This is a genomic window from Stenotrophomonas sp. S41 (assembly GCF_016624625.1).
Taxonomy (GTDB): domain Bacteria; phylum Pseudomonadota; class Gammaproteobacteria; order Xanthomonadales; family Xanthomonadaceae; genus Stenotrophomonas.
Genome location: NZ_JACVTV010000114.1, coordinates 1 through 14238 on the forward strand (window position 1 = coordinate 1; position 14238 = coordinate 14238).

Consider the following 14238-nt stretch of genomic DNA (forward strand, 5'->3'; position numbering starts at 1 on the left):
GCCCCCATGGACGGGTTTACGGCGTGTCCTGCAAGCCCACACCGCCCCGCCAGACCCACAGCCCAACCGCCGCTTTTGAAGTTGACGTTGACGTTGACGTCCAGCGGGTCCCGGGCCGCAGGCCCGGGCAACAAACCTCACCGGTCGTCGCGCAGTTCGCCACCCGGCAGGAACACCCAGGTGCGGGTCACCTGCAGGATATCCACGCCATCATCCGTCTTCGGCAACGCCGGGAACGGCTGCGCCAGCTGGATCACCCGCAGCGCCGCCTCATCCAGCAACGGCGTGCCGCTGGTTTTCAGGATGCGGCTGCTTTCCACGCTGCCATCGCGGCGCACCCCCACGCTGATCACCACCTGGCCCGCCAGCCGGCGCTGACGCGCTTCGTCCGGGTAGTTCAGGTTGCCCACCTGCTCGGCGCGGTCCACCCACGCACGCAGGTAGTTGGCGTAGGCATATTCGCGCGTGCTGGCCGAAACGAACTTGCGGTTCGGACGCTTGGCGTACTGCGCCGAGCGCAGATGCACCTCGGCAGCCAGCCGGGCCATTTCCGCATCGCGCTGCTCGCGCGCGGTCTGCGCCGCGTCCGGGGTTGGTTCCAGCGGGGTGGGACGGGCCTGCGCCTGCGCCACGGTGTCCTCGCCATTGCGGCTGCTGACCACCCGCGCCTGCGGCGGCGGCACTGGTGCGGCCGACTGCTGTTGCTGCGGCACCGGGCTCAGCCCGGTCTGCGCCTGCGGCACGATGCCGGTCTGGTTGTCGCGCGGGCGCTGCGCGCGGTCATGCTCGCCGCCGCCTTCCTGGCTGGCCGCCGCCAGGAAATCGGCCTGCTTCGGCGTCAGCGCCGTGCGCGTCTGGCTGAAGATCACTTCCAGCGTCGGCACCAGCGGTGCCTCGCCCTTCACGGCAAAGCCCACGCCCAGGATCAGCAGGGCGTGGACGATGACCGACAGGGCAAGGGTGGCCCCCAGCCGCTGCGCTTCGCGCGGCGGCGGGGCGAGCACGGCGGACGCGGCGTCCATCAGCGCAGGCCGGCCTCGATCGCGTCGAACAGGGTGCCGGCGATGTTCAGGCCGTACTGCGCGTCCAGCTCGCGCACGCAGGTCGGGCTGGTCACGTTCACTTCGGTCAGGTAATCACCGATCACGTCCAAGCCGACGAAACGCATGCCGCGGCGCTTCATTTCCGGCCCGACCTGGGCGGCGATCCAGCGGTCACGCTCGCTCAGCGGACGGCCTTCGCCGCGGCCACCGGCGGCCAGGTTGCCGCGGAACTCGTCACCCTGCGGGATGCGCGCCAGGCAGTAGTCCACCGGTTCGCCGTCGACCAGCAGGATGCGCTTGTCGCCGGCGGTGATGTCGGGAATGAACTTCTGGGCCAGCGCCAGCTTGCGGCCGCCGTCGGTCAGGGTTTCCAGGATCACGTTCAGGTTCGGATCGCCCTGGCCGCTGCGGAAGATCGAGCGACCGCCCATGCCGTCCAGCGGCTTCAGCACGGCCTGGCCGTGTTCCAGGGCGAAGGCCTTCAGTGCCTTGGCGTCGCGGCTGACCAGGGTCGGAGGGCAGCACTGCGGGAACAGCAGGGCGGCCAGCTTCTCGTTGTAGTCGCGCAGGCCCTGCGGGTTGTTGACCACGCAGGCACCGGCGGCGGCGGCGACGTCCAGCACCTGGGTGTCATAGACGTATTCGGCATCGACCGGCGGGTCCTTGCGCATCAGCACGATCTGGCCCGGGCCGAACGCGGTGCGGCTGAATGCGCCAAGCTCGTACCAGCCGGAGGGGTCGTCGCGGACCTGCAGCGGGGCGGTCTGGGCCACCGCCACGCCGCCTTCCAGGGCCAGGCCGCCCGGCCGCACATAGTGCAGGGCATGGCCGCGGCGCTGGGCTTCCAGCAGCATGGCGAAGGTGGTGTCCTTGGCGATCTTGATGTGGGCGATGGGGTCCATCACCACGATGACGTTCAACGGCATGGGTGCACCTGTCAGGCAAGGCGTTGATGGTAGCGGCAACGCCCCCCGCGTGCCTGCCCGGGGTGCTGCAACGCTGCGTCCGTCCAGCCGTCTGCGCAGTCATTGCCAAACCTGTCACGTTCAGCAAGCCGGCATCCCAAGCGCCGTGGGCGGCGCTTGAAGCGGGCGCGGAAAGTGCGATATAGATACGCCTTCGTAGCGGCCCCCAGCACAGAAGGGTCGCGCGCTTGGGGAAAGGCAATGACTGAAAACACGACTGCGGGCGGGGAGCTCGCAGGACTCCGGGTGATGGTCATCGATGACTCGAAGACCATCCGCCGGACTGCGGAAACGCTGCTGAAGCGCGAAGGCTGCGAAGTGGTGACCGCGACCGATGGCTTCGAGGCCTTGGCCAAGATCGCCGACCAGCAGCCACAGATCATCTTCGTGGACATCATGATGCCCCGTCTCGACGGGTATCAGACCTGCGCGCTGATCAAGGGCAACCAGCTGTTCAAGGCAACGCCGGTCATCATGCTGTCCTCCAAGGACGGCCTGTTCGACAAGGCCCGCGGACGCATCGTCGGCTCGGAACAGTACCTGACCAAGCCTTTCACGCGGGAAGAACTGCTGGGTGCCATCCGCACATACGTCAACGCCTGACCAGGGGGAAAGGCACAATGGCTCGTATCGTCCTGATCGAGGATTCACCGACCGACCGCGCGGTGTTCACCCAGTGGCTGCGCCGTGCCGGCCACGAGGTGCTGGAAGCGGACAACGCCGAGGATGGCCTGCAGCTGGTGCGTGACCAGGTTCCGCAGCTGGTGCTGATGGACGTGGTCCTGCCCGGCATGAGCGGTTTCCAGGCCACCCGTGCGATGGCCCGCGACGCGGCGATCAAGCACATCCCGGTCATCATCGTCAGCACCAAGGCGATGGAGACCGACAAGGCATGGGGCCTGCGCCAGGGCGCGGCCGATTACATCGTCAAGCCGCCGCGCGAGGAAGACCTGATCGCGCGGATCAACGAACTGGTGGCCTGATGCGTTCGCCCTTCGACATTCTTGAAGCCTACGAACGGCGCAGCCTGTCCCATGCGGTGCAGCTGCCCGGGCGGCAGTTCGCCGAGGACCTCTGGCGTGGCGTCGGCTTCCGCGTGGGCCAGCGCCGGCTGGTGTCCGATTTCCGCGAAGTGGTGGAAATCGTGCCGATGCCGCCGGTGACCCCGGTGCCCTGCGCGCAGCCCTGGCTGCTGGGCGTGGGCAACCTGCGCGGCAACCTGTTCCCGGTGGTCGACCTGAAGTACTTCCTGGAAGGCGCGCGCACCGTGCAGCAGGAAGGCCAGCGCGTGCTGATCATGCGCCAGGCCGGCGGCGACGTCGCCCTGACCATCGACGAGCTGTTCGGCCAGCGCAGTTTCGAACTGGGCCAGCAGGTCCAGGCCGGCACCCTGGCCGAAGGCCGCTACGGTCATTTCGTCGATCGCGCCTTCCATGCCGACGGCCATGACTGGGGCGTGTTCTCGCTCTCGTTGCTGTCGCGCACCCCTGAATTCCGGCAAGCCGCGGCCTGAGGCCGGGCAACGCCCCCTGCATTGAAGATCGAGGTTGAACGATGAGTACTGCTTCGGACGCCCCCAAGACCGGCAAGCTGCGGCTGGGCGGCAGCAACCTCTGGCTGGCCCTGCTGGCCCTGTCGATGATCCTGTTCGGTGTGAACACCGGCGTCTCCACCTGGCAGGGCAGCCGCCTGGCCGATGCCGGTTCCAAGGCCGCCGACCTGCAGGTGCTCTCGCAGCAGCTGGCCAACCAGGGCCGTGATGCCGTGGGCGGCAACGCACAGGCGTTCACCGCTTTCAAGGCCACCCGCAACGCCATCGAGCAGAACGTGTCCACGCTGCAGGGCCGCTACGGCAACGAGCCGGGCGTGTCCAAGGCGATCACCACGCTGTCCGACACCTGGGCCCCGCTGGGCAAGCAGGCCGGCCAGCTGGTCGCCAGCGAGCCGGCGGTGCTGGCGCTGGCCGGCAACGCCAACAACTTCACCGGCGCGGTGCCGGGCCTGCAGGCCCAGTTGAACGAGCTGGTGCGCGCGATGTCCGCTTCCGGTGCACCCGCATCGCAGGTGTACAGCGCCCTGCAGCAGGTCGTGGTGGCCGGTTCGATGGCCCGCCGCGTGACCGAAATGCGCGCCGGTGGCGCCGCCGCGGCTGCCTCGGGCGACGCCCTGGCCCGCGACATCACCGTGTTCTCGCAGGTGCTCGATGGCCTGCGCAACGGCAACGAAGACCTCGGCATCACCGCTGTGCGCGGTGCCGGTGCGGTCGCTGCGCTGGAACAGTCGCAGCAGAAGTGGGAGGCGATGAAGCAGGACGCCGATGCGATCCTGGCCAGCTCGCGCCAGCTGTTCGCCGCGCAGTCCGCCGCCAACGCGCTGGGCCAGGGCTCCTCGCGCATGCTGGACGACAGCCGCAAGCTGTTCGAGGCGTTCTCCTCGTTCGGCTCGGTGTCCGATACCCGCCTGTTCCCGAACTTCTGGATCGGCGTCATCTCCGGTGCGCTGTCGCTGATCGCGATCATCGGCTTCGTTTCCACCAGCGTGCGCAGCCGTTCGCGCGAACAGGAACTGCGCTACCAGACCCAGGTGGAGTTCAACAGCCGCAACCAGCAGGCGATCATGCGGCTGCTGGACGAAATCTCCTCGCTCGGTGAGGGTGACCTGACCGTCAAGGCCTCGGTGACCGAGGACATGACCGGCGCCATCGCAGACGCCATCAACTACGCCGTGGACGAACTGCGCCACCTGGTGACCACCATCAACGACACCTCGGCCAAGGTCGCCGTGTCCACCCAGGAAACCCAGGCTACCGCCATGCAGCTGGCAGAGGCGGCGGGCCACCAGGCCAACCAGATCACCTCGGCCTCGGACCGCATCGGCGAAATCGCAGCGAGCATCGAGCAGGTGTCGCGCAACTCGGCCGAGTCCGCCGACGTGGCACAGCGCTCGGTGGTCATCGCCGCCGAGGGTGCCGGCGTGGTCCGCGAGACCATCCAGGGCATGGACCAGATCCGCGACCAGATCCAGGAAACCTCCAAGCGCATCAAGCGCCTGGGTGAGTCCTCGCAGGAAATCGGCTCGATCGTGGAACTGATCAACGACATTTCCGAGCAGACCAACATCCTGGCGTTGAACGCGGCCGTGCAGGCAGCGTCGGCCGGTGAAGCCGGTCGCGGTTTCGCGGTCGTGGCCGACGAAGTGCAGCGCCTGGCAGAACGTACCTCGGGTGCGACCCGACGCATCGAAAACCTGGTCCAGGCCATTCAGGCCGATACCAACGAAGCGGTGACCTCGATGGAGCAGACCACTGCTGAAGTGGTCTCCGGTGCGCGCCTGGCCGAGGACGCCGGTACCGCACTGACCGAGATCGAGCGCGTGTCCAACGCCCTCAACACCCTCATCAAGAACATCTCCATCGCCGCCCAGCAGCAGTCCGCTGCGGCCTCGGACATCACCCGCACGATGGGCGTGATCCGCCAGATCACCGGCCAGACCTCGCAGGGTGCCGGACAGACCGCCGAGTCGATCGGCCACCTGGCGCAGTTGGCGGCCGACCTGCGTCGTTCGGTCGCCGACTTCAAGCTGCCGGCGTGACGCGGGCAGGGCGGCGAGCAAGGAATCATTCGATGAAGCATTTCCATTTCCCACGCCAGAACACGCGCGGCCTCCGCGCGGCGGCGACCGGAGCGCGTCCATGAGCAGCCTGCGCGATGCGATGAGCCATGCAGCGCTGGGCTGGGTCAAGCCGGAGCTGGACGAGACCCTGCGCCAGGTGCGGCACGAGGTCGAGTACTTCGTCGAGGACCCGGCCGACGGCAGCCGCATGCGCATCTGCGCCGGCTACCTGCACCAGGTGCAGGGCACCCTGCGCATGGTCGAGCTGTATGCCCCGGCGATGGTGGCCGAGGAACTGGAACAGCTGGCCGTGGCCGTCGGCGAAGGCCGCGTGGCCGACCGCGATGAAGCCTGCGCCACGCTGATGCGTGGCAGCGTGCTGCTGCCCGATTACCTGGAACGCCTGCAGAACGGCCACCGCGATATTCCGATCGTGCTGATGCCGCTGCTGAACGAGATCCGCGCCGCGCGTGGCGAAGAAGGCGTCAATGACAGCGTGCTGTTCGCCTTCGCGCCGGACAGCGTCAGCGCCACCGAGGCCGAGCTGGACCACGCCCGTGGCAGCCTGAGCGGCCGCAACCGCGAGCTGCTCGATACCGTCGGCAGCGCGGTCAAGGAAGAACTGCTGCAGGTCAAGGATGCCCTGGACCTGCACCTGCGCACCGGCGCTGCGCCGCAGCAGCTGCAGGAACAGGTGACCAAGCTGGGCGCGGTCGGCGACACGCTGGGCATGATGGGCCTGGGCGCTGCCCGCGGCGTGGTCGCGCAGCAGCGCGATGCGCTGCTGGCCGTGGTCGAAGGCCGCCAGCAGATCGACGAAGACATGCTGCTGGATATCGCCGGTGCGCTGCTCTATGTCGATGCGTCGCTGGACGACCAGGTCGCCCACCTGGGCGCCGGTGGCAGTGGCGAGGACGACCCGAGCGCGGTGGAGAACCGGCGCACGGTGGAAGTGCTGGCCCACGAGGCGATCGCCAATTTCGCCGCCGCCCGCGAGCACTTCGTCGCCTTCATCGAAACCAGCTGGAACCATGCCGAACTGCAGGACGTGCCGCGCCTGCTGGGCGACGTGTCCGGTGCGCTGCGCATGCTCGACCTGGGCACCGCCGCCGATTACCTGCGCGGCGTGCAGCAGTACATCGAAGCCGAACTGATCGGCCGCCAGCGCGTGCCCAGTGGCCGGCAGCTGGACACGCTGGCCGATGCCATGGCCAGTCTGGAGTACTACCTGGAAGCGCTGCGTGACCGCCGCCCGGGTCGCGAGGACATCCTCGACATTACCCGCAGCAGCCTGGAAACCCTGCGCTACTGGCCGCTGCCCGAGCGCAGCAGCACGGTTGCCGAGACCGAGACCGAGGCCGACGCGGATCCGCTGCAGCCGATCGAGCGCGAGAGCGTGCCGCTGGCCGCCGCTGCGCTGCAGCTGGAGCCGGTGGAGATCGCCGTGCAGCCTGCCGCGCCGGCGCCGGGCGAGATCCCGCCGCCGCTGCCGGACTTCACCTTCGATCCGCTGCCGGCTGCGCCGGTGGCCGACAACAGCCTGATGTTCGGCGCGCTGGGCGGGCAGGACATCGCCGCATCCGCACCCGAGCAGGCCGAACCTGCGCCGCTGCTGTTCGCCGCGTCGACCGCGCCGGTGCCGAGCGTGCCGCAGTGGGAGCTGGGCAGCCATGACGCCGCGCCCGTCGCCGATGAGCGCGCACCGACCTTCAACAGTTTCGATCCGGTCAGCTTCGAGCACGAGGGCGCGGCCCAGCACGTGGCCCCGCAGTGGTCGTTGTCCGACGTCGCAGAGGCGCAGGCTGATGATGGCGACGCGCTGGTGCTGGAAGACAGCGTCGAGGACTTCGGCGTTGCCGCGCTGGACGACGCCGCAGGCGCTTCGCTGGAGCTGGCGGCCGTGCCCGTGTTCGACCCGGTAGCTGCCGAGCATGACGGCCCGGCCGTGCTGGCCGACGAGGTGGTGTTCCACTTCGACAACAGCGCACTGGACAACGCCGACGACGTGCTGTCGCTGCAGGCGATGGAGACGCTGTCGCTGGACGAGGAAGACGACGCGCAGCTGCCGGTGCTGGAGATCGTCGACGCGGTTGAAGCCGCGCCGGTCGAAGTGCTGGAGCTGGAGTCCACCGCGACGATCGAGCCCGTCGAGCAGATCGACATGACCGATGTGGTTGCCGAAGCGGCGCCGGTTGAAATGATCGAGGCCCTGGCCGCCGCCGAGACCGGCGCGGACGAGGTCCTGGCCACTACCGCCGCGCCTGCCACGACCGTGTCCCTGGTCGACGTCGATACCATCGCGCCGATCGATTTCAGCGAGGCCGATGCGCAGTTCTTCGCCGAACTGAGCGCGGCTGCTGCCGAGTTCAATCCGCAGGCCGTGCCGGCCACCCCGGCACCGGAAGTCGCTGCCGTGGCTGCCGAAGCCACCGGCTTCGAGGCGGGCTTCGATGACGATGCCGAGAACATCGACCAGGATATCCGTGAGGTGTTCCTGGAAGAGTTCGATGACGAGATGGGCAATCTCGGCACGCTGCTGCCGGCCTGGCGCATGCAGCCGGACAACATGGATCGGCTGCGTCCGATCCGCCGCATCTTCCACACCCTCAAGGGCAGTGGCCGCCTGGTCGGCGCCCGCACCTTGGGCGAGTTCGCCTGGAAGATCGAGGGCATGCTCAACCGCGTGCTCGATGGCAGCCGTGCGGCCACCCCGGCCGTGCTGGCGATGGTCGACCATGCCGACACCGCGCTGCCGCAGCTGAATGCCGCGCTGCGCGATGGCCAGCGCGTCACCGTGGACCTGCAGGCGATGCAGGCCATCGCTGACCGCGTGGCCGCCGGTGAGGAAACCTTCTACGTGCCGCTGCCGGTGGCTGCCGCGCCGCAGCCGGTGGCGCCGACCGAAGCCGTGGCCGACGTGCCGGTGCTGGACGACGCCGCTGCCGTGGAAGCGGCGCTTGCCGCCGACACCGTGGCCGAGCTGGTCGGTACGCCAGCCAACATCGACAGCGTGCTGCGCGAGATCCTGGAAGCCGAGGTGGAAGTCCACCTGGCGACCCTGCAGCAGTGGCTGCAGTCGGCGCAGCAGGCCGAGCAGCCGGTGAACGATGCGCTGCTGCGCGCCGTGCACACCATGAACGGCGCCTTCGCGATGACCGAAGTGCCGGAGATCACCGCCGTTACCGGTGCCGCCGAGTCCTACATCAAGCGTGCGCTGGCCGCTGAAGTGGTGCCGGGTGCCGAGGCGCTGGGTGCGCTGGATGCCACCGCGCAGGCGATCGGCGCCACCATGGACGCGCTGCAGGCCGAACAGCCGCGCATCGCGCCGCAGGCCGAGCTGGCGCAGCGCCTGCAGGCGCTGGCCGGTGAACTGCCGGAAGCGCGCTGGCCGATGGTCGGTCTGGAAATGGACGACGAAGATTTCGACGAGGTTGGAGTCGAAGCCGAAGCCGAAGCCGAAGCCGAGACGGAGGTCGTGGCCGACGTTGAAGCGCCTGCCGACGCCGCCGTGCCGGTGGTCGAAGCCGAAGCCGCGCCCGATACCGGTCTGGAGACTGCCGAACTGACCGGTGGCGAAGATCTGTCGCGCTACTTCGATGCCGGCTGGCCGACGATGCCGGAGGCCGCTGCCACGCTGCCGACGGCGGTCGAAGCGGACGTTGCCATCGAAGCCATCGAAGCCGATGACGTTGCTGAAACTGCTGACACCGCGCAGGACGCGGCTGATGCCGCGCCGGTCGCGATCGATGTGGACGCCGCCGGCCTGACCGCCGTCGACGATCTGTCGCCTTACCTGGACGCCAGTGCGCTGCCGGTGGATGACCGTGATCTGGAAGACGCCGGGGTTGCGGCGGAAGATGACGCAATTGCCCTGAGCCCGCTGCCGCAGGCGCCGGTCGTTGAGGCGGTTGACGAAGACATCGAGGCATTGGCGCTCGACAGCGACGCAACCAGCCTTCAGGATGAAATGGCTGTGCCGGGCTTCGCAGAACCGGTCACGCTGGAGGCCGCGCTCGAAGCCGGCCTGCACGTGATCGAGGACGAACAGGCGCAGGACGAGGACGGCCAGTGGCGGGTTCTCGGCCTGCAGGCCAGCGAACTCGCGCCGGGCGAGGCGGAAGCCTTTGCCGAGGATGCGGACGTCGGCGGGGAGGCGGCGGTCGGTGAAGGAGAGAGCGCCGACCTGCCGTCCCCGGCGACGGTGAATGACGACGCGCCGACCGATGAGGTGGCCGAGATGGCCGCACCGGTGCGTCTGTTCGAGATGGAAGAGGCGCCGGGCCACAGCCAGGACGCCGCCGAAGTCGCGGTCGTCGCAGCCGGGGCTGTTGAACCGGACGCCATCGAAGCCGAGCCCGTCGAAGCCGACGTCGACGCCGACGCCGATCAGCTCGACTTCAGTGTCTACGACCGCGAGCTGGTCGACATCTTCGTCGAGGAAGGCAAGGACCTGCTCGACCATTGCGATGGCCTGATCAGCGAACTGCGCGATGCACCGCAGGACCGCGAAGTGGTGGCCGGCCTGCAGCGTGACCTGCACACGCTCAAGGGCGGTGCACGCATGGCCGGCATCAACGCCATCGGCGATCTCGGCCACAGCATCGAATCGCTGCTGGAAGCCGTGGCCGCTGGCCGCACCGAAATCGAACGCCCTGACGTGCAGCTGCTGGAGCGTGGTTTCGATCGCCTGCACCAGCTGCTGACCCGCACCGGTGACCACCGCGTGGTCGAGCCGCCGCAGGATCTGGTGGACGCCTTTGAAGCGCGCACCCGCAGCGATGCTGCCGCGGCTGCCAAGGCTGCTGCAGCCAGCACCGACCTGGCTGACGAGGCACCGGTGGCGACCGCGCCGCTGGCCCTGGCCGACGCGCCGCTGTCGGCACCGCTGCCGGTGGAAGGCGCGCCGGAGGAAGATCCGCTGGCGCGTCCGCAGCAGGAACAGGTGCGCGTGCGCGCCGACCTGCTCGACCGCCTGGTCAACCACGCCGGTGAAGTGGCGATCTACCGCTCGCGCCTGGAGCAGCAGCTGGGTGCCTTCCGTGGCGCCATGGGCGAACTGGAGCGCACCAATGCGCGACTGCGCGACCAGCTGCGCCGACTCGACCTGGAAACCGAGGCGCAGATCGTCGCCCGCTACCAGCGCGAGCAGGACCAGGCCGACCAGAAGTTCGATCCGCTGGAACTGGACCGTTTCTCCACCCTGCAGCAGCTCAGCCGTGCGCTGAACGAATCGGCAGCCGACCTTGGCGGCCTGCAGGGCGTGCTGGACGATCTGTCGCGCCAGTACGATTCGCTGCTGCAGCAGCAGTCGCGCGTCAGCTCGGAACTGCAGGACGGCCTGATGCGTGCGCGCATGGTGCCGTTCGACGGCCTGGTGCCGCGCCTGCGCCGTGTCGTCCGCCAGGCCGGCATGGACACCAGCAAGCAGGTGCACCTGACCCTGGAAGGTACCCACGGCGAACTGGACCGCAACGTCCTGGACCGCATGGTCGCGCCGCTGGAGCACATGCTGCGCAACTCGGTGGCCCATGGCCTGGAAGCACCGGAACAGCGTCGCGCCGCCGGCAAGCCGGAAGAAGGCGAGATCGCCATCCGCCTGCACCGCGAAGGCTCGGAAATCGTGCTGGAAGTGGCCGATGACGGTGCCGGCCTGGACCGCGAGGCGATCCGTCGCCGCGCCATCGACCGTGGCGTGCTGGCCGCCGATGCGTCGCCGAACGAGCAGGAGCTGGACAGCCTGATCTTCGCCGCCGGCTTCTCCACCGCCGACCAGGTCAGCCAGCTGGCCGGCCGCGGCGTGGGCATGGACGTGGTGCGCAACGAAGTGCGCCAGCTCGGTGGCTCGGTCGACATCCAGTCGGTGCGTGGCCAGGGCGTGCGCTTCACCCTGCGCCTGCCGCAGACCCTGGCCGTCACCCAGGCCGTGTTCGTGCAGATCGGCGAAACCACCTTCGCGGTGCCGGTGGCGTCGGTCAGTGGTATCGGCCGCCTGTCGCGCGAGCGTTTCGAAGCCGCCGACAGCAGCTACCGCTACAGCGGCGAAGACTATCCGCTGTACGACCTGGGCAGCCTGGTCGGCCAGGCCCCGGCGCGTGCCGACGGCCAGGACCAGGTGCCGCTGCTGCTGGTCCGCGCCGGTGACCTGCGTGCCGCCGTGGCGATCGACCAGGTGCTGGGCAACCGCGAAATCGTGGTGAAGCCGGTCGGCCTGCAGATCGCTTCGGTGCCGGGCATCTACGGCGCCACCATCACCGGCGATGGCCGCGTGGTGGTCATTCTCGACGTGGCCCCGCTGGTGCGCCGTTACCTGGCCAACCCGATCGCGCCGGTGCAGGACAACGCGCCGCGCCTGGAGCGCCAGGTTCCGCTGGTGATGGTGGTCGACGATTCGCTGACCATGCGCAAGGTGACCGGCCGCATCCTGGAACGCCACAACTTCGAGGTCAGCGTCGCCCGCGACGGTGTCGAGGCCTTGGAGCAGCTGGAAGAGCGCGTGCCCGACCTGATGCTGCTGGACATCGAAATGCCGCGCATGGACGGTTACGAGCTGGCCACCGCGATGCGTGCCGACCCGCGCTACAAGGACGTGCCGATCGTGATGATCACCTCGCGCAGCGGTGACAAGCATCGCCAGCGCGCCTTCGAGATCGGCGTGCAGCGCTACCTGGGCAAGCCGTACCAGGAGCTGGACCTGATGCGTAACGTGTATGACCTGCTGGGGATCGCCCGTGTCCGTGAGTGACGTCAATCCGGTTCCGGCCGTTGCCCTGCTGGCCCGTCCGGGCGCTGCCCGTGAGCGCCTGCGCGAGGCGCTGGCGCATGCCGATGTGCAGATCGTGCTGGAAGATGATCCGACCACGCTGGAGCCGCAGGCGCTGGCCGATGCGCATCCGCAGTTCGTGGTGATCGCCCTGGAAGCGGCCATCGAGGACGCGCTGGAGCGGCTGGAGCCGGCGTTGTCGGCGCCGGGCCTGACCCTGGTGTTCGACGAGGCCGAACTGGCCGCGCGCCGCGACGGCTGGGAAGCGCAGCGCTGGGGCCGCCATCTGTCGGCCAAGCTGCACGGCCACCAGCAGGTGCTGCCGCCGGGCGCCGAAGACGAACCCAGCCTGCAGCTGGAACCGGGCCGGCCTTCGCCGCCGCCGGTACCGCCGAAGGATGAAGTCCTGCACGCGCACATGGAGCAGGCCCAGGACTGGGCCGGCGACGTGCCGGCCGACAGCCTGTACACCACACCTGCACCGCCGGCGACGTTTGCTGAACCGATGTCGCTGGAACAGCACCTGGCCGCGTTGCAGGCGCAGACGCCGGAGCCCGCTGCCGATGCAGTGGAGGCGCCGGCGGACGATGCGCCCGTGCCGCCGCCGGTGTCCTTCGATCACACCGCCTGGTCGCTGGTCGACGAGGCCGCCGACACACCGGCCGCCGCCGCGCCCACGCGCGACGAGCCGGTGGCCGCACCGTCGTTCGACACCGGCCGCCTGAGCCTGGTCGACCTGGATGCCGGCCTGCCTGCCGGTGCACGCGCCGGGGCGCTGCTGGTGCTGGCCGGCATCGGTGGACCCGATGCGCTGCGCCGCCTGCTGGGCGCGCTGCCGACCGGGCTGGCCGTGCCGGTGCTGGTGCACATGCGCCTGGACGGGGGCCGCTACGGCAACCTCGTCAAGCAGATGGCACGGGTATCGCCGCTGCCGGTGCAGTTGGCCGAGGCCGGCCGCCGCGCGACGGCGGGCGAGGTCCACATCCTGTCCGACGACATCGGCGTGCGTGCCGCGGCCGATGGCCTGCATTTCCAGACCGACCCGCTGGGTATCTCGATTGCCGCGCTGCCGGCCGAACACAGCGCCCTGGTCCTGCTCAGCGGTGCCGACCTGGCCCATGTCGGCCCGGCCCTGGACCTGGCCGAGGCCGGTGCCTGGGTGGCAGGGCAGGTGGGTGAAGGCTGCTATGACCCCGCCGCGGCAACCGCCGTGGTCGCTGCCGGCATGGTGGCCGGTGAACCGCAGGAACTGGCGCAGGCCATCGCGGCGCGCTGGGCCGTGGACGAGGACAACGGAGAGACGCCATGAGCTACGCAAACAACGATGAGATCCGTGGCGTCCTGATCCAGTCCGGTGGCGAGCGCGTGCTGCTGCCCAATGCGACGGTGGCCGAAATGATGTCGCGCGTGGCAGTGGAACCGGTGGCCGATGCGCCGCGCTGGCTGGTTGGGCAGATCGCCTGGCACGGCTGGCAGGTGCCGCTGCTGTCCTTCGCCCGCCTGTCCGGCCTGGGCGAAGAAATGGTGGGCGGGCACAACAAGGTGGTGGTGCTGAAGGCCCTCAGCGGCAACGCGCAGCGCCCGTACTACGCGCTGCTGACGCAGAACTTCCCGCAGCTGATCTCGGTGCCGCGCGACGGCCTGCTGGCCGATGCTTCGGAAGAAACCCTGCCGGAAATCGTGCACATGCGCGTGCTGCTGGGTGAAAAGAGCGCGCTGCTGCCGAACCTGGACGCGCTGGAATCGGCGCTGGATTCGCTGGCCGCCTGACCACCGGATGGTAGTGCCGGGGGGGGGCGGGGGGGCGCGCGCGGGGGGGGGGGGGGGGGGGGGGGGGGGGGGGGGGGGGGGGGGGGGG

General features: G+C 69.3%; 9 protein-coding genes. 7 read left to right on the forward strand and 2 right to left on the reverse strand.

Annotation, left to right across the window (positions count from 1 at the left end):
• Positions 1-137: 137 nt before the first annotated feature.
• Together IAE56_RS17980 and gshB are read right to left on the reverse strand one after the other, a co-directional pair.
• Positions 138-1022, reverse strand: a complete 885-nt coding sequence (locus IAE56_RS17980; protein ID WP_200753465.1) for an energy transducer TonB — start codon at positions 1020-1022, stop codon at positions 138-140.
• A complete protein-coding gene (gshB, locus tag IAE56_RS17985; RefSeq protein ID WP_164075076.1) occupies positions 1022-1969 on the reverse strand; it encodes a glutathione synthase in 948 nt (315 codons plus the stop codon). The genes IAE56_RS17980 and gshB overlap by 1 nt, the downstream gene beginning before the upstream one ends.
• Before the next feature lie 240 nt (positions 1970-2209).
• On the opposite strand from gshB, the gene pilG reads away from it, so the two are divergent.
• From pilG to IAE56_RS18020, 7 genes are all read left to right on the forward strand, one after another.
• Positions 2210-2611, forward strand: coding sequence for a twitching motility response regulator PilG (pilG, locus tag IAE56_RS17990; RefSeq protein ID WP_005418455.1), 402 nt, complete (start codon positions 2210-2212; stop codon positions 2609-2611).
• 17 nt (positions 2612-2628) lie between these two features.
• Positions 2629-2991, forward strand: a complete 363-nt coding sequence (locus IAE56_RS17995; protein WP_079222863.1) for a response regulator — start codon at positions 2629-2631, stop codon at positions 2989-2991.
• Complete coding sequence (locus IAE56_RS18000) at positions 2991-3521, forward strand: chemotaxis protein CheW (protein WP_200753466.1); 531 nt, start codon at positions 2991-2993, stop codon at positions 3519-3521. The genes IAE56_RS17995 and IAE56_RS18000 overlap by 1 nt, the downstream gene beginning before the upstream one ends.
• A 41-nt stretch (positions 3522-3562) precedes the next feature.
• Positions 3563-5599 (forward strand): methyl-accepting chemotaxis protein, encoded by a 2037-nt coding sequence (locus IAE56_RS18005; RefSeq protein WP_108769690.1) that lies wholly within the window; start codon positions 3563-3565, stop codon positions 5597-5599.
• Between the two features lie 100 nt (positions 5600-5699).
• Positions 5700-12362, forward strand: a complete 6663-nt coding sequence (locus tag IAE56_RS18010) for an Hpt domain-containing protein (protein WP_200753467.1) — start codon at positions 5700-5702, stop codon at positions 12360-12362.
• The gene (locus IAE56_RS18015) at positions 12349-13689 is read left to right on the forward strand and encodes a chemotaxis protein CheB (protein ID WP_200753468.1); all 1341 of its coding nucleotides are present in this window, start codon (positions 12349-12351) and stop codon (positions 13687-13689) included. Before IAE56_RS18010 ends, IAE56_RS18015 begins: the two co-directional genes overlap by 14 nt.
• On the forward strand, positions 13686-14150 hold the full coding sequence (locus tag IAE56_RS18020; protein ID WP_164075071.1) for a chemotaxis protein CheW: 465 nt from the start codon (positions 13686-13688) through the stop codon (positions 14148-14150). The genes IAE56_RS18015 and IAE56_RS18020 overlap by 4 nt, the downstream gene beginning before the upstream one ends.
• Positions 14151-14238: the final 88 nt, after the last annotated feature.